The organism is Campylobacter sp. VBCF_01 NA2, from assembly GCF_027797205.1.
Lineage (GTDB): Bacteria > Campylobacterota > Campylobacteria > Campylobacterales > Campylobacteraceae > Campylobacter_B.
Window position 1 is genome coordinate 105,901 of sequence record NZ_CP115607.1, and the last position, 20,928, is coordinate 126,828.

Genomic DNA, 20,928 nt, shown 5'->3' on the forward strand with positions numbered 1-20,928 from the left:
AAATTTTACTTTTTAATGTTATAATCGTGGGATTATAAAGCAAAAAGACTAAATAAAGGTTGAAAATGATAAAAAAACTAGCCGTTGTTGCACTTTTAGGTTTTGGCGCGTTAAACGCAAATGTCGTAAATAGCGTCGTGGCTGTCGTAGAAAACGAGCCGATTACGAATTACGAATTAGCCAGAGTCCAAAAGGCCACAGGTGCCAGCCCGCAAGCTGCAATGGAAATTTTAATCAAGCAAAAATTGCAAGATTCTGAGATTAAACGCAGAGGAATCACTGTAAGCCCAGCTGAAATCGATAATCGCATAAAAATGATTGCCGAGCAGAACAAACTTAGCCTAGAACAGCTACAAAAGGCACTAAAACAGCAAAAAATGTCAGAAGAGGCGTTTAGAGAAAATGTGCGTCGCGGAATTTTAGAAGAAAAGCTCTATGGGCCACTTTTTGCCGATGTGCAACGCACCGTAACGCCACAAAATGTGCGCAGATTTTACGAGCAAAACCCATCTTTATTTACGACTTTTGATAGCATTACGCTAACTCGCTATATCGCTAAAACAGAAAGCGCTCTTAATCCTATCAAACGCAATCCAAACGCACGACCAGGAAATGTGTATGTAATGCGTGGCACGCTAAAAGCCAATCAAATGGACGCAGGGCTAAAATACATCGTTACAAGCGTGGATAAGGGCAAATTCTCGCCAGTTATCCCTACGGCAAATGGATATGAGATGTTTTATGTCAATGACAAAAAGGGCGTGCAAACGGCTGATTTTGAAAGCGTGCAAGAAAAGGCAATCGAAGCCTATGTGACAAACAAACGCAAAAAAATGGTTGAGGAATTTAACGATAGAATTCGTTCTAACGCCAATGTCCGCATAATAGATCGCAACCTAAACCCTACAAATTCTACAAAAAAATCTAAATAACCTACCCAAAATTTTGGAAATTTTAAAATTTCCAAAATTTAAATTTTAATGAAAATTTGAAATTTACCCCACGCTAAATTCGTAAATTTAGCGTGGAATTTAAAGTGTAGTTTTGAAATTTATTTTAATTTTGAAGTTTCAATGATAAATGGCACTGAATTTAGGCCAGATGAGAAGTATTTATCGGCGATAGCTTTTGCGCTTTTTAGTTCCTCAGGGCTTACGCTTGAAGCGTTTGCTTTGTTATCTTCGGCATAGTATTTGCGCAAAACAGCGATTTTTTCGGCGTCAGTTTTGGCTGATTTGACCTCTTTGTAAATCAGTGCTGATTTGGCATGACCGCTATCTCCATGCACTGATGTCATTATGATTTCGACATTGTTGCTTTTAAGCGTTCGCTCGATTTCGGCTAGCTCTCTACGACAAAATGGACACTCAGCGTCAGTTAGCATTAGCAAAGTTGGCTTTTTAGGGTCATTTCCAAGGGTAATGATATTGTCTTTGCTTTCGCTTTTATAGACGCTTGCTACCCCTTTTGAAAGTCTAGATTGTTTGATTTGGTCTTTGTAAAGAATCTGTTTTTTAGGGTCGATTACATCCATCAAAACCAAATCTCCACTAGTGAAAATCACCTCTTCTTGTGAAATTTCGCCATTTGAAATTTTCAAAATCACAGCTTGGATATCTTTTAGCCCTTCTACTGGCATACGCTCAGCCACGCTGATTTTTAAATTTGCTGGCAAACCGCCATACATAGATAAAATTTCGCTATCGCTAAGCGCGGCATTTAGGCTTAGCGCGCCCGCAAGCGAGAAAAGTAAAACTTTTTTCATTTTCTTCCTTTTTTAAAAAATCCAACGATTTTAGCCAAAATTTGTAAATAACTTATTTTTTTAAGTAGCGTTTATTATCGATTGTGATGATATCGCCTAGATTATCGAGGTATTCTAGGTAAGAAATCGCAAATTTCCTGCTTAAATTTAGCCTCTCTTTGACATTTGCTACATCGGCAAAACCAGCTTCTTTTATCAAATCATAAAGCTTTTTGATAATCTGGCTTAAATTGCCAGCCTCCACAAAGAGATTGTGCGCTAGGCGAACTACCTTTTTAGAATATGTTAGTTTTTTCAGAGCGTCATCGCCACTGACGCGGTCGATATCGAGCATTTCGTAGATATTATATGGCGCAAGCGGGGCGATTCCGCCTTTTTTGATGATGTCGAAAATTTTGCCCTCCAAACTCTGTTTTAAATCCTGTAAATTCGCCCCTTTTTTGATATACACGCCACCGGTTTTTTCTATCACGCTGGCCCTTTCTAGCTCGCTAAGCACGAGGGAGGCTAAGCTTTCGCTAGCCCAAGAGAGTTTTAGGGCGATTGAGGTTGGGGAAAATACAGCGTGCGGGTTTTTTGCTATGATAAATTTAATCAGCTCTTTGATATCGTCAATCGCGCTATTATCATACACGCACAGCGTCGCTTCGTCAAAATATGTATTTGGTATCGTCTTAGCAATCGCTTTTGCGCTATCATAATCCATATCAAATCTCTGATACGCCGAAAACAGCCCAAATCCGTGGCGGTGAAATTTGCTTAAAATTTCAAAGGCTTTTTTGAAATTTTTATGCAAAAGTGCTGTTAAAAACTCTGCCTTATTTGCCTTTTTTAGTGGCTCGATGACCGCATTTAGCACCCTTCCACCCCCACATACGCGAGAGTTTGCCAAGCATACAAATGGCTCGTCAAATTTCAAAAACATAGTTTTTTCAAATTTGAAATTTATCAAAAATTCGCCACTTCCAAGCTCTTTAATAATGCGCGCTTTTGCCGGCGTTTGCTTTGAGCCCACACAAAAGCTCACATCCTCCCCATGCGCTATTTTGCCACGAAAGAGCGTATCGGCTTCGTTAAATCCCCTAAAAAAGCCCTTTTTAGTAAGGATATAGCCTCGCTCTAACTCGCTAGTTTTAGCATCAAGCGCGATTGCTACGCGGTTTGGCGCATACGCAACCTGCGTGTCGGTATCGTGGATTTGTAGGCTTTTGGCGGTTAAAATTTTGCCACAATCTGCGCAAAGAAGTTTTTCGCCACGCGAAATCGCCCCGCTAATAAGCGAGCCAGTTACCACCGTGCCAATGCCTTTTAAAGTGAAAATTCTATCTATATAATAGTGCAAAATTCCCCCATTTTTGCGCGGTTTTGGCTTTATGTTAAATAGATAAGATTTAAGCTCATCAACGCCTAAATTTGTCTTTGCGCTTAGGAAAAATGTATTTAAAATTTGCAAATTTGAAAATTTGGCTATAAATTCCTCGCACTCTTTTTTAACTTCGTTTTGGCGCGCAGAGTCCGTGAGATCGCACTTTGTGATACACAAAACCACGCTTTTTACATCTAAAAGCGATAAAATTTCGATATGCTCCCTGCTTTGGGGCATTAGCCCGTCATCGCTAGCGACGATTAAAAGCGCGCAATCAAACGCATACGCCCCACTAATCATGGTTTTTACTAAATTTTCATGCCCCGGAACATCGATAAATGCTATATTTGCGTTTTTTGATTTTAAATTTGAAAAGCTTAAATCAATCGTGATTCCGCGCTCAATCTCGCTTGCTAGCCTGTCTCCATCGACGCCATTTAGCGCCTTTATAAGTGCGGTTTTGCCATGATCGATATGCCCTGCTGTGCCGATTATGACGCTATTCATACATTTCCTTTAAAATTTTTATTAGTTTTTGCAAATCGTGCTTTAAAATGGCGCGAAAATCGAGCAGAAATTTATCATTTTCAATGCGCCCGATAATCCCACGCGCCCTAAATTTCGCCGAAATTTCCTCTGGGCTAGCGTTTTGGCTAAGCACCAAAGCGACGCTATCGTAGTTTTTGCAAGGCAGACTCCCGCCGCCCACAAAGGTTTTTGTGCGAATAAGGCTTGCTTGAAATTTAGTATTTTTTAGCGCGTCCAAAACACCCTGCGCGCGCCTTTCAAGCTCGCTAAGGGGCAGATGAATTTGATCAATCGTAGGAATTAGCGAAAATTCTTTGTTAATGTAAGCCTTAATCGTTTCGTTTAAAATCGCAAGTGTGATTTTATCAGCGCGAAGCATGCGCAAAAGCTGATTTTTGCGCAGTTTTTGGATTAAGGATTTCTCGCCCAGGATTATTCCGCACTGCACGCTTCCAAAAAGTTTATCTCCGCTAAAACTAATCAGCCTAGCCCCAGAGGCTAAAATTTCGCCAATTTTTGGCTCGTTTTTAGCTAAATTCGCGCCTAAATCATTTACGCTCCCGCTTCCAAGATCGTAATAATCAATGATTTCGCTAAATTTTTCCTCTTCGCAAATTTTAAATTCCAGCTCTTTTTTCTCGTAAAATTCAGCCTTTTTTTCGCTCGCAAATTTTGCCAAACGCGAAATTTCGCCTATTTCCACACTTTGCGTGAAACCTGAAATTTCAAAATTTGAACGATGAATTTTCATCAAAACTGCCGTATTTTCGTTTATGGCGTTTTGATAATCCGAAATTTTAGTCTTATTCGTGGTGCCAACCTCGCGCAAAATCGCCCCAGAGTTTGCCATGACCTCGCTTACCCTAAAACTCCCGCCGATTTCGACTAGCTCGCCACGACTTACCACGACTTCGCGCCCCCTAGCAAAGGTATTTAGCACCAAAAACACAGCCGCTGCGTTGTTATTTACCACAAGTGCGCTCTCACAGCCAAAAAGCTCAGCCAAAAGCGCGCTAGTATAATCGTAGCGATTGGAGCGCGCCCCGCTATCTAGGTCGAATTCGAGGTTAGAATAGGCGCAAATCGCCCCCTGCGCGCGAGATAAAATTTCAGGCGAAATCACGCTACGACCGAGATTGGTGTGAAGCACGACGCCAGTTGCGTTGATAAGCGGTCGAAGTGCGAGATTTGCGAATTTTTCGTAGCGAGATTTGATTTGCGCGATGATTTGCTCTTCGCTAGCGCAAGAATTTTCGCCATTTACTAGGCTGGTTCGAAATTCGTTTATGACCTCTTTTGCGATCCGTAAAATCACAGGCTTCAAAAGTCCGTGAAATTCCGCGCTATTTGCGATTTTATCGACTTTGGGAAGTTTGATTTGCATTTAAAAAATCCTATAAATTTTGTTTTTACGGACCATTTTTATCACTATTTTTATTAAAATTTAACATGCCAAAAAAATTACAAATTTAACTTATGTTTAGTTTAAATTTACATTTAACGATTGTTTAGAAAATGAGTGTAAAAAATGCGAATTTTGTTTTTAGGATAGAAAATGAGCGAATATGGATTTAGCCCAGTGGGGGTAAAAGAGGCTATTTTAGGCGATAGCATAGAGGTTTGCACTGATAGCGAAAAACACTTTGTCGTGGCAAATTCGCCTAGCTTAAAGGCTGAAATTTACGCGCCAGAGATAAATTTTTATATAAATTCCACAAACGATGAAATGCTTCAAATCGCTAGAAATGTCGAAATTTTATACGAAGCAAAGGCGGTGATGTTTGATTATGGCGCGGATAATGCCTATCAAAAACCAGTGGGAAAAAATATAATTTTCGTAAGCGATAATGAGCGCGAAAGCTGTGTAAATGCGCTCAAAAACGCTGGATTTAAGGTGATTTGCCTAACTCACGCTGAGGTGAAATTTGTCTATGGTGGGATTGGGGATTTGAGTGTAAGCGTGCTAAGCAATACCGATGAATACGAGGTCGAGGCCGATTTTTTCCTAGTAGAAAATGCAAAAAGTTATCAACTTCGCCAAAGTGGTTGCTATGAAATCGCAAGGCTAAATGATGATGAAATTCTAGCTCTCGTATCCGAAAAATCGCCGATTTACACTTACAAAAACAACATTTCATTTAACGCAAACCTCTGTCAATACGAGGGCAGGAGAGTGGAGCTGTGCGCCAAATGCGTGGAGGTTTGCCCTAGCGTGGCGCTTTTGAAAGATGAGCAAAATCGCAAGCTTGAAATTTCGCATATTGATTGCATAGCCTGTGGTAGGTGTGTGAGTATCTGCCCCACAGGTGCGATTAGCTCGGCAAAACAGCCACCAATCGCAATTAGCCAAATGGCAAAACTCTACGCCGGCAAAATTCCGCTTCTTGCCCATGAGGCGAGCTTTGGCGAGATTTCGGGCGTGAGTTTGCCTTGCGATGTGCTTCCTTTCGGAATTTTTGCTAAATTTCAGCTTGATGAGGTTTTTTTGCTTAGCATAATGCAAGAAACAGGCTCGCAGGTTGTGCTTTTTGAGGGCGAGATTTGCGAAGCCACAAAAGATGCGATAAGTCTCATAAATAGCGCGACAATGGCGATTTACGGCAAAGAGGCTGTATTTGTAGCTAGCGATAAAAAGGGGCTTGAAACTGCGCTAAATTTGGCTAAAAGTGGGCAAAAATGGAAATTTAGCCTAAATGAGACAAATTTAAGCAAAATTGAAATTTTCTCATCTCGCATGGCATTTATGGTGGGCGAGGGCGATTACGGCGTGATTGCAAACGGCTCGTCGCAAAGCCACGCTAAAATCAGCATAAACGAGCAAACCTGCACGCTGTGCCTATCGTGCGCGGGCGCATGCAACACAGGCGCACTTTTTGCCGATAAAAGCGATAATTCGCTCAAATTTAATGCTTCACTTTGCGTGGGGTGCGATTACTGCGTGCGAAGTTGCGCCGAAAAGGACACAATGGCGCTTGATTTGTGTGGCGTAGAGCTTAAAAAAGAGTTTTTTGAGTATAAAATTTTAGCCCGCGACGAGCTGTTTGAGTGTATCGAGTGTGGCAAAAAATTTGCCACAAAAAAGGCGATTATGAAAATCGCAAATTTGATGAGTGCGCACTTCTCAGATGACGCAGATAAGGCAAAAACGCTGTTTTGTTGCGCTGATTGTAAGGCGAAAATTATGATTTTAAAGCAAATGCAAGAGGAGATTTGAAAATGGATTTAAATTTGATTAAGGCTAGGTCGTATTATTATGAATTTTTCGCAATTCCGTTTTTTTTCTACGAAAACGGGGCTAAATTTAGCCTGTGGAAAGAGCAACTCGAATTTCTAAAATCATCGCCGATTAGCGAAGCAGACGCTAAGAATTTTGAAATTTTGCAAAATTTTAGTTTTGAGGAATTTAGGCGCGAGCAAAACGATGTTTTGTTTGATTTTTCCTTTGTCAATGTCCCGACGACAGCTAGTTTTTACGACGAGGGCAGGGACGAGGGCAGAATGAAAATCCTCATCACAAATACCCTTAAAAAGAGCAAATTTCGCCGTAACAGCGAGCTTTGCAAGGATAGCGAGGATTTTGTGGGATTTATCTTTTATCTGCAATCTTCGCTTTTGCGCGATGAGGCGGAGGCGCAAAATGGAAATATTTTCCTTTCAACCGAGCTTTTTGCAAGCGTGATAAATGAGTTTTGCGACCATTTTATGGGACTTTTAAAAGAACATAAGAGTTCGAAATTTTTTAAGGCGTTGGCTGGGATTATGGAGAGTTTTTTTGCTTTGGAGCGTTCGCTTTTGGCCCTGCCAAAACCGCAAAAAGATAAAAATATCGCCAAAGAATCAATTAATGCCAAGCTTTATCGCGGAAATTTCAAAAACGCGAAGCACAATTTCGAATTTGAGGAGTAAATTCGCTAAAATTTTGGTGAAATTTGGCTAAATTCGCCGAATTTTAGCCTTTCTTAAAATAAAATTAATCTTAAATTATAATTTTATTTTTAACCGCTTTATTATTAACTTTTCGTTAATATCAGCTATTTTAAGATATGTAGCAGGCGTTACGACAAAGATTAAAATAAAATTTCCTTTTAAAGGAGAGATTATGCAAAGCAAACGCAGAGATTTTCTCAAAAAATCTCTAAAAGTCGGCGCCGTCGGTGCCGTAGGTATAGCTGCTAGCGTAGCTAGTGCAAACGGTGATAAAGACACTCCCCAACCAAACACAGTTCGCGGAAAATCACCAAAAAAAGAGGTGCTTTACTTTGAAAGTGAAGCGTGGCAAAAATACTACAAAGTAGCGTATTAGGAGTAGATTATGAGTGAAAATACGATCGGCAGAAGGTCGTTTTTAAAACTCGCTGCTTTGGGCGGTGCTAGCGTAAGTGCGTTTGGAGCTAACGACACACTTCGCGAGGCGACGGAGCAAGAGATTAAAAACCCTTTTCCAAATTCGGTTTATAAAAAGACAGTTTGCTCGATTTGTTCGGCAGGGTGCGGTATCATCGCACAGGTCGATGAGAGCACAAATACTTGGATTCGCCAAGATATGGCGGTAGATCACCCGATTTCGCAGGGCTCTCACTGCTGTAAGGGAATCGATCAAATCGATTTAACCAAGTCAAAAATGCGTTTAAAATACCCGCTTAAAAAAGTTGGTGGCAAATGGGAACGCATAAGCTGGGAGCAAGCAGTTAATGAAATTTCAGCAAAAATGCTAGAAGTGCGAAAAGAAGATGGTCCAGATAGCGTAGAATTTCTAGGTTCAGCTAAATTTTGCAACGAACAGGCATTTTATTTTAGAAAATTTGCAGCATTTTGGGGTTCTAATAATATAGACCATGTTGCTAGAATTTGACATAGCGCAACAGTCGCCGGTGTGGCGAATACATGGGGTTATGGCGCTATGACAAATCACTTCGGTGATATGGCAGCAAACTCAAAAATGATACTTTTCATCGGTGCAAATTCAGCCGTGGCAAATCCAGTTGGTGGTATGAAACACGCTTTGCAAGCCAAAGATAGAAACGGCGCGAAAATCGTCGTCGTCGATCCTGCATTTACTAGAACTGCGGCCAAGGCTGATATGTATATTAGAATTCGACCTGGCACAGATATTGCCTTTATCTATGGTATGCTTCATCTGATTTTCAAAAACGGCTGGGAAGATAAAGATGTTATCGCAAATCAATCTTACGCAATCGATGAAATTCGCGCAGAGGCCGAAAAATGGACACCAGAAGAGACAGCAAATGTTACAGGCTGTAAGATCGAAGAGTTGCTCGAATTTACAAAAATGTTTGCTACGACCAAGCCAGCTACGCTGATTTGGGCTCTTGGTATCACTCAGCACTCTGTGGGTAGCTCGAATACTAGAATTCTTTCGATTTTGCAATTAGTTTTAGGAAATATGGGCAAACCAGGCGGTGGTACAAATATCATTAGAGGTCACGATAATGTCCAAGGCTCTACCGATATGGGTTGTTTGGCTGATACCTTATCTATGTATTATGGATTAGGCGATGGTGCATGGAAGCACTATTGTAAGGGCTGGGGCGTGGATTTTGATACATTTGTCAAACGTTTTGCAACGACCGTTAAAGAGCCAAAACAAGGCGGAAAAGTTGCTGGAACGAATTTTGATGAATATTTCCATGTCGATCCAAACGCCGAGAAAGAGATAACTTGGCGCAACGAAAAAGGTTACTCGCTCTCTAAATGGTGGCAAGGCGTGCTAAAAGAGGAAAAAACATATTCAAGCGGAAATTTACGCGTGCTTTGGGTTCAAGGCACAGGAATCACCTCTATGGCGCATTTGACCAAAATTCAACAAGCTGTTGATAAGCTAGATATGCTCGTCGTAGCCGAGCCTTTCTTAAACGAAGTCGCGATTTTAAGCGATAGAAAGGACGGCATTTATGTCCTTCCTACTTGCACGCAGTTTGAGACAGAGGGGCATTTGCAGGCTACAAACAGAACTGGTCAGTGGCGCACTCAGGTCATCAAACCAATCTATGAGAGCAAGGAAGACCACGAGGTAATGTTTATGTTCGCCAAAAAATTTGGCTTTTATGATGAATACACTCGCGGTATGAAAATGGAAGTCGTAAATGGCGAAATCAAGCAGGTAAAAGCCGATAATGAGCCTTTTGTGTGGCCAGATGACGCTACAAACGAGATTGCAAGGTGCGGTCATAGTATCGGCGCACAAGGTAGAACCGCAGAGAGATTAAGACGACACCAAAGAAACTGGGAATTTTTCGATCCTGATACACTAATGGGAATTGGTGGCGAAGTCGAGGGCGAATACTTCGGACTTCCGTGGCCTTGCTGGGACATTAAGCACCCAGGCACGCCTATTTTGTATGATTTAAGCAAACCTTATGAAAAGGGCGGTATGGGATTTAGAAATCGCTTTGGTTTAGAGCACGACGGCGTTTCACAGCTAGCAGGCGAGGGCATAACTCTGCCAGGAGCGAAAATTTCTGGCGGACATGCGCATTTGCTAAAAGATAATATCGAAGAAATGCTAGGAATCACGCTTAGCGAGGAAGAAAAGGCGAAAATGGGGCCTAGTTGGAGCGATGATTATAGTGGAATCATCAACCAAAAAGCGCGTGAATTTGGAATTTGTCCTTGTGGAAACGCAAGGGCTAGGGCGAAAGTTTGGGAGTTTGCCGATCCTATCCCTAAACACAGAGAGCCGTTGCACTCTCCGCGCTGGGATTTGGTAGAAAAATACCCTACATTTGACGATCAGGCTAAAAATTTCCGTGTCGAGGTCAAATTTATCAGCGAGCAGAAAAAGCAGGATTGGAGCAAGGATTTCCCTACGATTATGAGCTCAATGAGACTTGTAAATTTAAGCGGTGCTGGTATGTTGGAGCGCACTAGCAAATACCTTGCAGCAATCACGCCAGAGATGTTTGCCCATGTCAATCCAAAACTAGCGGCAGATTATGGTATAGCTGACGGGGCGATGATGTGGATACACTCGCCACAAGGCACGAAAATCAAGGTCAAATGTATATATTCGCACTCTGTTACGCCAGATCGCATAGTGCTTCCGTATAACTTCGCTGGAATTATGCAGGGCGTGGATCTAAGCTCGCGCTATCCAGAGGGGGCGAAACCTTATGTTATCGGCGAGAGTTCGAACACTATCACGAATTACGGCTTTGATATAAATACGCAAATTTCGGAATTTAACGCCGGACTTTGCCGTTTGGAAAAAGCGTAAGGAGTAGATAATGGGAAGAATGAAATTTTATGTAGATGTCCAAAGATGTATCGCATGCTACGGCTGTCAAGTAGCCTGCTCTAATGCGCATGAAGTCCCTGTGGGCATTAATAGACGCAAGGTTTTAATCCTAAATGAGGGTGTCCCTGGCAAAGAGGTGGCTAGCTCGATCGCATGTCAGCACTGCACAGACGCGCCATGTGCGCAGGTTTGCCCAGTGCAGTGCTTTTATATCAGGGCTGACGGAATTGTCTTGCATGATAAAGATAAATGTATCGGCTGCGGATACTGCTTGTATGCGTGTCCGTTTGGTGCGCCGCAGTTCCCACGAGACGGAGCTTTTGGCATAAAAGGCGCAATGGATAAATGCACAATGTGTGCAGGAGGTCCTGAGGAGACATTTTCTAGTGCCGAGCTTCACAAATACGGCCAAAACCGCATAGCCGAGGGCAAGGTGCCAATGTGCGCGGCGATTTGTTGCACAAATGCGCTTTTAGTCGGCGATAGCACGAAAGTTTCGGAAGTTTATCGCAAACGCGTGCTAACTCGGGGGACAAATTTATAAAATTTTGGGAGAGAAATCTCCCAAAATTTCTCAATTCTATAAATTCTTAATCCTAAATTTGCTACAATCTCTGAAATTTTTTCGGAGAAATTTGATGAAAATTAAAATTTTAAGCGTTTTTACGATTTGTATTTTTGCCTTTTTTACAGGTTGCGCAAAAGCGCCGGTAAATAGCGGGATTGTGCGCACGAGCGAGCCGATTTTTATCACCAAAATGCCAGAGAAAAAATTCATCAGCGTGAGTTTTACAAACACCAGCACGAGTGATTTAAATCTAACCTCGGCTGTGAGCGAGTATCTGGTAAAAGACGGATTTGTGGTAGTAAAAAACGAAAAAGACGCCACGATTAAGGTGGGTGGAAATATAAATTATTTTCGCTTGCTAAGCGTTGGTGGAGATTATTATGCAAGACCTAGGTTTAGTTTTGGCTTTGGTTTTGGTGGTGGCAGAGGTCATAGACACGGCCACTGGGGCGTAGGTATGGGATTTCCGATGTTTTATGATCCATGGTATGACGATGTGCCTGAAAGGCTATATGACGCGCAGGTTGGCTTGCTAATCAGCGTGAAAAATGGCAAAGCTTGGCAGGATTACACTACGAATTTGACCTATCAAAATAGTAGCTCAAATTTGTCAAAATCTCGCGCAATCGACGCATTTAATTATAAAATTTACGAACATATAAAACAAATTTTAAGTAGGTAAAAATGATAATAAACGAAAATAAAAAACCAGTTAGAGCAACCTTAGTCGCTGCCCTTATTTTGGCAGTTTGTGGCGGATATTTGTATCATATCGGATATGGTGGGATTGCGCTTTTTATGTCAGCGACTTGTGCTGTGAGTGCGCTGTTTTGTCTGAAAAAAATGTTTAGCAAAAAACATATCGAAATCACCGACGATGCCCTAAAAATCGTCATAAATGAGCGCGAGTGCGAGTTTAAATTCGCTGATATTAAAAATATCAATGTCAAAACTTTCACCGCTGGCAAAAAGCAGGTTAAGCTTTTAAATTTCGAATTCAAGCGCGCTCTGGATTTGGACGATACTTATAATTTCTTGCATTTTTATACTGATACAGAGGCTACGATGCCCGATATCTACGAAACCTCAATCTATGAAATAAATAAAATTTTGCGCGCTAAAATGGGCTTTGAAAACGAACCCGAAGAGCCTAGCGCAAATTCTAAAAAACACGGCAAACGCAAATGATTGATCCAGCCATCACCAGCGCATTTTTGCGCGGGGCTGGGCTCATGCTATCGATGATTGTGGCGATTGGCGCACAAAATATCTTTGTCATCTCGCAAGGCCTAGCCAAAAGCTATATTTTCGTCGTTTGCGCGCTTTGCACCCTGCTCGATATCGTTTTTACGGGCTTTGGTGTCTTTGTCGTGGGCGAGAGTTTCGCTAAAAACGAGCTTTTGACGCTGATTTTGGGTGTGAGTGGAATTTTGTTTTTGCTAAGTTACGCGCTGGCCTCATTTCGTAGCGCATACAAAGGCTCGCACTTTGCCAAAATCAAAAACGCTAAAAACGCCTCGCTGCTTCCGGTGGTTTTAAAAACCCTAGCCGTAACCGTGCTAAATCCGCATGTTTATTTGGATACTATCGTCGTTATCGGCTCGACATCAGCACCCGTGCCAAGCGAGTTAAAAATTTGGTTTTTTTGCGGGGCGGTTTTGGTATCCTTTGCGTGGTTTTTTAGCCTAGGATACGCTGCTAGGGCGCTTGCCGGGCTGTTTGCGAACGAAAAAGCATGGCGGATCATAGATAGCGTGGTGGGCGTGATAATGGTCTATATGGCGTATTTGATAGCGGAATTTTTGTTTAAAATTTAGCTTTTAAGTGCGTTTTTGATAAAATTTGCAAATTTTGTTTAAAGGAAGAAAAATGAGCCATATTTTGATTATCGGAGCAGGTGGAGTAAGCCGCGTAGCAACCGTGAAATGCGCGATGAATTCCGGGGTTTTTACAAAAATCACTCTTGCTAGTAGAACCAAAAGCAAATGCGATGAGATTGCTAAATTTATAAAAGATCGCCTTGGCGTAGAGATCGCAACGGCCAAAATCGATGCTGATGACACGGAAGCCGTGGCAAAATTCGCCAAAGAAATCGGGGCAGATTTGCTTTTAAATGTGGCTTTGCCGTATCAAGATCTCACACTAATGGACGCTTGTTTGAAAGCCAGAATCCCATATATCGATACCGCAAACTACGAGCACCCAGATACAGCGCACTTTGAATACAAACTTCAATGGGCGAAAAATGATGATTTTAAAAACGCAGGAATTCCCGCACTTCTAGGAAGCGGATTTGATCCGGGCGTTACAAATGTATTTTGCGCCTACGCGCAGCAAAATTTATTCGATGAAATAAATGAGATTGATATACTTGATTGCAACGCAGGCGACCACGGATACGCGTTTGCGACAAATTTTAACCCAGAAATTAATTTGCGTGAAGTCTCAGCTAATGGCAGATACTGGGAAAATGGCGAGTGGATCACCACAAAACCGCTTGAAATAATGATGAAATGGGACTACCCGCGTGTCGGCGTGAAAGATAGCTATTTGCTTTATCACGAAGAAATGGAAAGCCTTGTTAAAAATATCAAAGGCTTAAAGCGAATTCGCTTTTTTATGACCTTTGGGCAAAGCTATCTAATGCACATGAGATGCCTAGAAAATGTGGGCATGCTTCGCATTGACGAAGTAGAGCATAACGGCATGAAAATCGTGCCGATTCAGTTTTTAAAGACTTTGCTTCCTGACCCGGCAAGTTTAGGACCACGCACCAAAGGCAAAACAAATATCGGCTGCGTGATAAAAGGTTTTAAAGACGGCAAACCACGCAAAGTTTATATTTACAATGTCTGCGACCACGAAGAGTGCTACGCAGAGACTGGCGCACAGGCTGTTAGCTACACCACAGGCGTGCCTGCGATGATAGGCTCGATGATGATAGCAACTGGCAAATGGAGCGGAAAAGGCGTATTTAATATGGAAGAATTTGATGCCAAGCCATTTATGGACGAGCTAAATCGCCAAGGCTTACCATGGGAAATTATCGAAATGGATCCAAACGAAACTAGGGTGGCAGAGTAAAATTTGCCCGTAAATTCGCTAAATTTTGGCTCAAATTTGAGCCAAAATTTAAATTTAAAGCAAAACCTTACCTATACTACTACTTATAAAATCCACAAGAAACGGCATTATAGCGCACAAAACCGCACACAAAGCCACGGCGAAATTTATCGGTGCGCTACTTTGGCGCAGTGCGGCGCGAAATTTGGCCGAGCGAAAGTCCGCCTCGCACAAAAACATACACACGATTAAACGCAGATAATAATACAGCGCAATCGCGCTATTTACCGCCATTATCACAGCCAAGCCGTAAAATTCGCCCCTAATAGCAGAGCCAAGCAAATATAATTTGCCCCAAAACAGCCCAAACGGCGGAATTCCAGCAAGGCTAAGCATAAAAATAGCCAGAGCAATCGCGCTCAGTGGAAATGTGTGGATAAGGCCGTTAAATTTCTCGTATGGATACTCGAAACGGCTCCAAATCTCGCTACCGACGCCGTGCAAATCCCTTTTTTCCCTTGCGCTCCAAAGCACGGCAAACGCACCTAAATTCGCCATTGCGTATAAAACCCAATAAACAAAAAGGCTTAAATTTGCTTCCGTCGTGCCGATAACTATGGCGCAAAGCCCAAATCCAGCGTGGCTAATCGCGCTGTAAGAGAGCATGCGTTTGACATCGTGCTGGACTAGTGCCATAACATTTGCTACGCTCATTGTAAGCACGGCGATTGCGTATAAAACCGAGTTAAGCCACGCTACGCCTATGTTTTGCAGTGCTTCAAAAAGTCTAATTGCCACAATGAAGGCTGCGATTTTAGGCGCGACGGACATAAAGCCACTAAGGGCTGAGCTAGCGCCCTCGTAAGCGTCCATAATCCATGCGTGAAATGGGATAAATGATAGCTTAAAGCCGATAGAAGCTATCATAAATGCACTTGCGCCAAACAGAGCCGCGCTCGTGCTAAGGCCTGAATTTTGCGCAATCATAGCGATTTGCGAAATTTCAAACGAGCCTGTGATTAAGAAAAATAGCGCCGCGCCAAATGCGTAAAATGCAGAACCCAGCGCACCCATTACGAAGTATTTGAGCGCAGCCTCAGCAGAGCGCGCGCGGTTGTGCATGGCAATGAGTGTATAAAGTGCTAACGATGAGGTTTCAAGTCCAACGAAAATCATCATTAAATTTTCGCTTGATACCATAAATTCATACCCTAAAATCATAAAAAGAAAAATGGCGAAAAACTCCGCCACGCTGTATTCGTGCGCGCTTTTAGCCCCAAGGCTTAGCCAGATATAAAACACGCTACAACCCAAAATTATGAGGGTTGCGAGAATTGCTAGATTATCAACTAGCATAATATCGAAAAAGCCTCTTGCGCCGCCGCTGTATCCAAAAACGAAGCCAAAGTCCAAAATAAGGGCTAAAAGTGTGATTATGGCGTAGAAGTTTTGGGGTAATTTGCGCCCAAAAAGGCAAAGTGCTAAAATCAGTAGCGCAAACACGCACAAAATCGCCATTGGCACGATTACGGCTAAATTTAAAAGACTATTTTGCATTTATCACCGCCTTGAAATTTGCTTTTTCTATATAGTTTTTGGTGGCTAAATTTTGGGCGTTGTGCGCCATTACAGCGATATTTTCGCTCACACTTGGCGAAATGCGACTAAGCATAAAATTTGGCGCAACACCTAGGAAAATGCACAAAATACAAATCGGAACAATGCTTGAAATTTCGCTAAATTTCAAATCTTTTAAGCTCTTGTTTTGTTCGACGCAAATTTTGCCAAAAAATGTTTTTTTGTATAAATTTAAGCTATAAATCGCCCCCATAACTATACCAAATCCGCCAAAAAGCGCATACGAAAAACTGATTTTATAAATGCCAAGCAGACTTAAAAACTCGCCCACAAATCCAATCGTAAGCGGAAGTCCAATCCCGCTAAATAAAACCACACCAAAGCAAAAGGCATAAACTGGCATAATTTTGGCAAGTCCGCCAAACTCGCTTAGCAGCTTTGTGTGGCGTCTATCATAGATAAATCCCACAAGCATAAAAAGCCCGCCAGAGGTGATTCCGTGGCTAATCATCAAAAATATCGCCCCGCTAATGCCCTCGCTTCCAAGCGAGAAAATGCCTAGTATTATCACGCCCATGTGAGCGATAGAGCTATAAGCGACGACTTGTTTTATGTCTTTTTGCGCAAATGCGATGAAGCTGGTATAAATCACCATAATTATCGCCAAAACGCACATTAAAGGGGCGAAATGCACGCACGCATCAGGGAAAAGTGGCAATGAAAATCGCACGAAGCCGTAAGTTCCCATTTTTAGCAAGACAGCCGCTAGCAAAACAGAGCCGATTGTAGGGGCCTGTCCGTGTGCGTAAGGTAGCCAAGTGTGAAATGGAAACATCGGCGTTTTTATCGCAAAGGCAATTCCAAAAGCCAAAAATAGCAAATTTTGCGCATTTATTGGCAAATTTAGCCCCTGCCACGCGATGAGATTAAAGCTAAACTCGCCCGTGGATTTGTAGTATAAATACGCCATTGCGATTAGCCCCACGAGCAAAAACATAGAGCCAAAAAATGTGTAGATAAAAAATTTCACCCCAGCATAAATCCTGCGTCCGCTTCCCCACGCGCCGATGATATAGAGCATTGGGATAAGAGAGAGCTCCCAAAATATATAAAACAATATCGCATCAAGCGCGACAAACACCCCAATCATCGTCATTTCTAAAAACAAAACCGAGATGATTAAATTTTTAACCCTCTCCCTTATGCTTAGGCTAATTAGGGCTAAAAATGTCATTAGCGTGCTTAAAATCACCAAAAATAGGCTAATCCCATCTACGCCGATAAAATAGCTTATCCCATACGCGCTAATTATGCTAGCCGAGGTGCTAAACGAGGTCCCGCCTTCATAAAAAGCTAGCAAAAAGAGCGAAAGCGCAAATTCTATCAGACTCATCATCACGGCGTATGTTTTTATGCTCCTCTCATCGATAAAAACCCCAAGCGCCCCAGCGACAGCTGGGAAAAATATAATTAAACTTAAAAAATGCTCCATAATCTACCTTAAATCAAAAATACTAAAACCAAAAGCGCAAAAAAGCCAAAAATCATCAATCTCAAATTTACGCTCAAATTTGTCCCGTCGTTTGCGCCTTGGAGCGCAAAGCCCATTTTTAGTAGCGCTTTGGCGATTAGATCTACAATGCTATCAATGATCGCGCTATCTATTTTGGCGCAAATTTGGCTTATGATTTTATAGCTTCCCACTATGAAAATGTCGTAAAATTGCGGTATGAAATACTGCGCGCTTAAAATTTTGTAAATTTTAGAATTTTTCAAATTTGGGCTAAATTTTGCGTTTTTATACGCAAAAATTGTAGCGATTGCCACAACGCTAATAGCACCTAGCGTTAAGGCGATTAGCAAAATTTCGGTGTTGTGCGAAATTTCATTATGAAAGCTTGGCAAGACATAGCCCACAAAGCCGTAAAACTCAGCCGCGAAAAAGCCACAAATTATGGCTAAAACCGCCAAAACGCTCATTGCAAGCAGGGCATAAAACTTCGCCTCGTGCGGGTGGTGGTCGTATTTTTTCTCGCCAAAAAAGACAAGCATTAAAAGCCTAAAACTATAAAATGTAGTCAAAATCGCGCCAAAAAACAAAACCGCCCAGATAAAGTGCGCCCCACTGGCAAAGGCGGTTTCTAAAATTTTATCTTTTGAAAAAAATCCAGAAAATGGATAAAACCCGCAAAGTGCTAGCGAACCGATACTCATAAGCGCAAGGCTAGGCTTCATAAATTTAGCTAGTGCGCCCATTTTTTGGATATTTAGCCTATCTTGCATAGCGTGCATTACATTTCCAGCCCCAAGGAAAAGAAGCGATTTAAAAAACGCGTGAGTTACAAGGTGAAAAAGCGCGATAGCATATGCCCCAAGCCCTGCTGCTACGAACATATAGCCAAGTTGGGATAGCGTAGAGTAGGCTATGATTTTTTTAAGATCATTATGCACGCACGCCATTGACGCGGCAAAAATCGCTACAAACGCCCCAAGATAGGTGATAGCTTGCGCCACATCAGGGGCGAGCGCAAAGATAGAATTCGCCCTAATCACCAAATAAACGCCAGCCGTAACCATAGTCGCAGCATGAATTAGTGCAGAAACTGGCGTCGGTCCTGCCATAGCATCAGCTAGCCATGTGTGAAATGGAAACTGCGCGCTTTTGCCCATAGCCCCGATAAAAAGCAAGGCCGCAATGAGCGCAAGTGCGCCCCTATCGGCACTGCTAGCATTTGCTAGGACATCATCATAGGCAAATGAGCCGAAATTTAGATAAATCGCAAAAATTCCAAGTAGCATGGCAAGGTCAGCTACGCGGTTCATGATAAAGGCTTCGTTCGCGCACCAGGCGTTATTATCCCTATCGTGCCAAAAGCCGATTAGTAGCCACGAGCAAAGCCCCACGCCCTCCCAGCCGATAAAAAGCCCGATAAAATTATCGCTTAGCACTAAAACTAGCATTGAAAAGACAAAAAGCCCAAGGTAAGCGAAAAATTTGGCGAAGTCCGGGTCTTTTTGCATATAATAAATCGAATAAATATGCACCACGGAGCTTACGATCCCCACGGTAATCGCCATAATTGTGCTAAGAGAGTCAATCATTACGCCGTATTTTATATTTAGTTCGCCCACACTTATGAAATTTGCTAGCGCAATGTCCATACCGCCGTTTTGCAGGACAAATTCCACTAGCCACAGCGAAGCGATTGTGCCAAGCACTATTAGGCACGAGCAGATGACGCCTACGAATAATTTATCCCTAAATTTGATAAAAATCCCAGCGAAAATCGCCGAAACTAGCGGGGCAAAAAGTGCGATTAATAGCCAAAAAAACATAGTATCAAGCATTTTTTTCTCCGCGTGGAATTTTAAAATTTACAAAACTATCTATTTCGATACTGCCTGTTTTTTTATACCACAAAATCAAAAGCGCTAACCCCACGGCAATCTCGCTAGCAGCGATTGCGATGATAAAAAGGGCAAAAATTTCGCCATTTAAATTTTGGTGAAATTTAGCGATTGCCACAAGGGCTAAATTTGCAGAATTTAGCAAAATTTCGGTTGAGAAAAATAGCATTATTAAATTTTGTCTTTTCATAACCCCTACAAGCCCCAAAACAAACATAAGACTTGCCACGATTAAATAGTGATTTAGGCTCATGCTTCCTCCTTTATCGCGCTCTCTTCGTAGCTTTGGCAAATATCCATTTGTTTGTGAGTTAGCACGATAGCGCAAATCATCGCCACAAGTAGCATTATGGCGACCACCTCGAAAATCAGCAAATATTTCGTAAAAAGCAGAGTTCCGATAGCTTGGATATTGTCGCTATTTGGGATTTTAAGGCTTGGCGCGTCATTTGCGATGAGCGCACCTGAGATGATTAGCACTAGCAAAAGTGCGATAAAAACGGCTAAGGTGTAGAAAATTTTGGCATGTTTTGCGCTCTCTTTAACATTTTTGCTAGCGTCAAAAAACATAAGCGAAAATCCATACAGCACCATTACTGCGCCCGTATAGACTATGATTTGCACTACGCCTAAAAATTCAGCTCCGAGCAAAAAGAAAAATCCGCTCAAAAATATCATACCACCAGCTAGCGCGCTCATAGCATAAAGCAAATTTCGTGAAAACACGCTCACACTAAAAAGCCCCAAGGTAAGGATTGCGAAAAAATAAAACGCAAAAGCCTCTATCATAAGCTCTCCTTTTCATCGCTAAAATACGCAGTAGGCGTGCGCTTCACGCGCGCTCCTGCGTTCGCATCCAAGCTTCCATAGCCCTCAAATTCTTTATTTGCATCTACCAAGCACAAATCCTCGCCCCTGCTTAAAAAATCCTCTTTAAATCCATAATATGCTCGCTGTTCGCTTGCTAGCTCGTATTCGCTACCATGCACGATTGCGATTTCTGGGCAGACATCAGCACACAGCCCGCAATACACGCACCTGCCTAAATTTATGGAGTAGTTTTCGACCTTTTTGCGTCCGTCGCTTCCAAGGCTAGTTTGCATGGCAATGCAGTTTGAGACGCAGATTTTTTCGCATAGCCCACAGCCTATGCAGCGCTCATTTCCGCTTTCTAGCAATCTCATTAGCTTATGCACGCCACGATACCTTAATCCTAAATCAAATTTTTCTTGCGGATAGATTAGAGTGTGTGTATTGCCACGGGCAAGCATTTGGCGAAGCACGACCCAAAGCCCCACAAAAAGCTCGCCCCTAAATGTGCGAATTAAAAATTCTCTAAATTTATCTTTGTTATTTAAAAGTGGTTTTCGTTTGTCGATTTCTTTGTAAATTCCCAT

General features: G+C 42.2%; 19 protein-coding genes. 10 read left to right on the forward strand and 9 right to left on the reverse strand.

The annotated features are described in order from the left end of the window. Positions 1-65: 65 nt before the first annotated feature. Positions 66-932: a SurA N-terminal domain-containing protein gene (locus tag PF027_RS00620; RefSeq protein WP_270876278.1), complete on the forward strand. Its 867-nt coding sequence runs from the start codon at positions 66-68 to the stop codon at positions 930-932. A gap of 119 nt (positions 933-1,051) precedes the next feature. On the opposite strand, the gene PF027_RS00625 is transcribed toward PF027_RS00620, so the two are convergent. The 3 genes from PF027_RS00625 to selA are packed head-to-tail and all read right to left on the reverse strand — an operon-like array spanning position 1,052 to position 5,043. Continuing rightward, complete coding sequence (locus PF027_RS00625; protein WP_270872094.1) at positions 1,052-1,765, reverse strand: histidine kinase; 714 nt, start codon at positions 1,763-1,765, stop codon at positions 1,052-1,054. 52 nt (positions 1,766-1,817) lie between these two features. Beyond that, positions 1,818-3,638 (reverse strand): selenocysteine-specific translation elongation factor, encoded by a 1,821-nt coding sequence (gene selB, locus PF027_RS00630; protein ID WP_270876277.1) that lies wholly within the window; start codon positions 3,636-3,638, stop codon positions 1,818-1,820. Continuing rightward, positions 3,631-5,043: an L-seryl-tRNA(Sec) selenium transferase gene (gene selA / locus PF027_RS00635; RefSeq protein ID WP_270876276.1), complete on the reverse strand. Its 1,413-nt coding sequence runs from the start codon at positions 5,041-5,043 to the stop codon at positions 3,631-3,633. Before selA ends, selB begins: the two co-directional genes overlap by 8 nt. A gap of 171 nt (positions 5,044-5,214) precedes the next feature. Here selA and PF027_RS00640 point away from each other — a divergent pair, with 171 nt between their 5' ends. The 9 genes from PF027_RS00640 to PF027_RS00680 all read left to right on the forward strand — a co-directional run bounded on the left by PF027_RS00640 (position 5,215) and on the right by PF027_RS00680 (position 14,566). After that, positions 5,215-6,873: a 4Fe-4S binding protein gene (locus tag PF027_RS00640; RefSeq protein ID WP_270872097.1), complete on the forward strand. Its 1,659-nt coding sequence runs from the start codon at positions 5,215-5,217 to the stop codon at positions 6,871-6,873. Positions 6,874-6,875: 2 nt separating this feature from the next. Next, positions 6,876-7,565, forward strand: coding sequence for a hypothetical protein (locus PF027_RS00645; protein ID WP_270872098.1), 690 nt, complete (start codon positions 6,876-6,878; stop codon positions 7,563-7,565). 193 nt (positions 7,566-7,758) lie between these two features. Beyond that, entirely contained in the window at positions 7,759-7,962 is a 204-nt protein-coding gene (locus tag PF027_RS00650; protein ID WP_270864785.1) for a twin-arginine translocation signal domain-containing protein, read from the forward strand. A 9-nt stretch (positions 7,963-7,971) separates the two neighbouring features. Next, positions 7,972-10,893, forward strand: coding sequence for a formate dehydrogenase subunit alpha (locus tag PF027_RS00655; protein ID WP_270876275.1), 2,922 nt, complete (start codon positions 7,972-7,974; stop codon positions 10,891-10,893). Between the two features lie 10 nt (positions 10,894-10,903). Then, complete coding sequence (gene fdh3B / locus PF027_RS00660) at positions 10,904-11,458, forward strand: formate dehydrogenase FDH3 subunit beta (RefSeq protein ID WP_270862929.1); 555 nt, start codon at positions 10,904-10,906, stop codon at positions 11,456-11,458. 94 nt (positions 11,459-11,552) lie between these two features. Beyond that, a complete protein-coding gene (locus tag PF027_RS00665; RefSeq protein ID WP_270877285.1) occupies positions 11,553-12,164 on the forward strand; it encodes a hypothetical protein in 612 nt (203 codons plus the stop codon). Between the two features lie 2 nt (positions 12,165-12,166). Continuing rightward, on the forward strand, positions 12,167-12,670 hold the full coding sequence (locus PF027_RS00670) for a hypothetical protein (protein ID WP_270862931.1): 504 nt from the start codon (positions 12,167-12,169) through the stop codon (positions 12,668-12,670). Continuing rightward, positions 12,667-13,299: a LysE/ArgO family amino acid transporter gene (locus tag PF027_RS00675; protein ID WP_270858452.1), complete on the forward strand. Its 633-nt coding sequence runs from the start codon at positions 12,667-12,669 to the stop codon at positions 13,297-13,299. Before PF027_RS00670 ends, PF027_RS00675 begins: the two co-directional genes overlap by 4 nt. A 52-nt stretch (positions 13,300-13,351) precedes the next feature. Then, positions 13,352-14,566 carry a saccharopine dehydrogenase family protein gene (locus PF027_RS00680; RefSeq protein WP_270872103.1) on the forward strand — a complete coding sequence of 405 codons (1,215 nt, stop codon included), beginning with the start codon at positions 13,352-13,354 and terminating at the stop codon, positions 14,564-14,566. A 54-nt stretch (positions 14,567-14,620) separates the two neighbouring features. On the opposite strand, the gene nuoN is transcribed toward PF027_RS00680, so the two are convergent. Genes nuoN through nuoI form a run of 6 tightly spaced genes read right to left on the reverse strand, consistent with a single transcriptional unit; the run spans position 14,621 to position 20,928 of the window. Next, on the reverse strand, positions 14,621-16,102 hold the full coding sequence (gene nuoN / locus PF027_RS00685; RefSeq protein WP_270872104.1) for an NADH-quinone oxidoreductase subunit NuoN: 1,482 nt from the start codon (positions 16,100-16,102) through the stop codon (positions 14,621-14,623). Continuing rightward, positions 16,092-17,615 carry an NADH-quinone oxidoreductase subunit M gene (locus PF027_RS00690; RefSeq protein ID WP_270872105.1) on the reverse strand — a complete coding sequence of 508 codons (1,524 nt, stop codon included), beginning with the start codon at positions 17,613-17,615 and terminating at the stop codon, positions 16,092-16,094. The genes nuoN and PF027_RS00690 overlap by 11 nt, the downstream gene beginning before the upstream one ends. A gap of 8 nt (positions 17,616-17,623) precedes the next feature. Beyond that, positions 17,624-19,471: an NADH-quinone oxidoreductase subunit L gene (gene nuoL, locus PF027_RS00695; RefSeq protein WP_270872106.1), complete on the reverse strand. Its 1,848-nt coding sequence runs from the start codon at positions 19,469-19,471 to the stop codon at positions 17,624-17,626. Next, on the reverse strand, positions 19,464-19,784 hold the full coding sequence (gene nuoK, locus PF027_RS00700; protein WP_270858447.1) for an NADH-quinone oxidoreductase subunit NuoK: 321 nt from the start codon (positions 19,782-19,784) through the stop codon (positions 19,464-19,466). The genes nuoL and nuoK overlap by 8 nt, the downstream gene beginning before the upstream one ends. Continuing rightward, positions 19,781-20,320 (reverse strand): NADH-quinone oxidoreductase subunit J, encoded by a 540-nt coding sequence (locus PF027_RS00705; RefSeq protein ID WP_270862936.1) that lies wholly within the window; start codon positions 20,318-20,320, stop codon positions 19,781-19,783. The genes nuoK and PF027_RS00705 overlap by 4 nt, the downstream gene beginning before the upstream one ends. Further along, the gene (gene nuoI, locus PF027_RS00710) at positions 20,317-20,928 is read right to left on the reverse strand and encodes an NADH-quinone oxidoreductase subunit NuoI (protein ID WP_270872107.1); all 612 of its coding nucleotides are present in this window, start codon (positions 20,926-20,928) and stop codon (positions 20,317-20,319) included. Before nuoI ends, PF027_RS00705 begins: the two co-directional genes overlap by 4 nt.

Coding starts and splice junctions, on each gene's coding strand:
- PF027_RS00620 (WP_270876278.1), top strand. CDS start 66: ATGATAAAAAAACTAGCCGTTGTTGCACTTTTAGGTTTTGGCGCGTTA.
- PF027_RS00625 (WP_270872094.1), bottom strand. CDS start 1,765: ATGAAAAAAGTTTTACTTTTCTCGCTTGCGGGCGCGCTAAGCCTAAAT.
- selB (WP_270876277.1), bottom strand. CDS start 3,638: ATGAATAGCGTCATAATCGGCACAGCAGGGCATATCGATCATGGCAAA.
- selA (WP_270876276.1), bottom strand. CDS start 5,043: ATGCAAATCAAACTTCCCAAAGTCGATAAAATCGCAAATAGCGCGGAA.
- PF027_RS00640 (WP_270872097.1), top strand. CDS start 5,215: ATGAGCGAATATGGATTTAGCCCAGTGGGGGTAAAAGAGGCTATTTTA.
- PF027_RS00645 (WP_270872098.1), top strand. CDS start 6,876: ATGGATTTAAATTTGATTAAGGCTAGGTCGTATTATTATGAATTTTTC.
- PF027_RS00650 (WP_270864785.1), top strand. CDS start 7,759: ATGCAAAGCAAACGCAGAGATTTTCTCAAAAAATCTCTAAAAGTCGGC.
- fdh3B (WP_270862929.1), top strand. CDS start 10,904: ATGGGAAGAATGAAATTTTATGTAGATGTCCAAAGATGTATCGCATGC.
- PF027_RS00665 (WP_270877285.1), top strand. CDS start 11,553: ATGAAAATTAAAATTTTAAGCGTTTTTACGATTTGTATTTTTGCCTTT.
- PF027_RS00670 (WP_270862931.1), top strand. CDS start 12,167: ATGATAATAAACGAAAATAAAAAACCAGTTAGAGCAACCTTAGTCGCT.
- PF027_RS00675 (WP_270858452.1), top strand. CDS start 12,667: ATGATTGATCCAGCCATCACCAGCGCATTTTTGCGCGGGGCTGGGCTC.
- PF027_RS00680 (WP_270872103.1), top strand. CDS start 13,352: ATGAGCCATATTTTGATTATCGGAGCAGGTGGAGTAAGCCGCGTAGCA.
- nuoN (WP_270872104.1), bottom strand. CDS start 16,102: ATGCAAAATAGTCTTTTAAATTTAGCCGTAATCGTGCCAATGGCGATT.
- PF027_RS00690 (WP_270872105.1), bottom strand. CDS start 17,615: ATGGAGCATTTTTTAAGTTTAATTATATTTTTCCCAGCTGTCGCTGGG.
- nuoL (WP_270872106.1), bottom strand. CDS start 19,471: ATGCTTGATACTATGTTTTTTTGGCTATTAATCGCACTTTTTGCCCCG.
- nuoK (WP_270858447.1), bottom strand. CDS start 19,784: ATGAGCCTAAATCACTATTTAATCGTGGCAAGTCTTATGTTTGTTTTG.
- PF027_RS00705 (WP_270862936.1), bottom strand. CDS start 20,320: ATGATAGAGGCTTTTGCGTTTTATTTTTTCGCAATCCTTACCTTGGGG.
- nuoI (WP_270872107.1), bottom strand. CDS start 20,928: ATGGGAATTTACAAAGAAATCGACAAACGAAAACCACTTTTAAATAAC.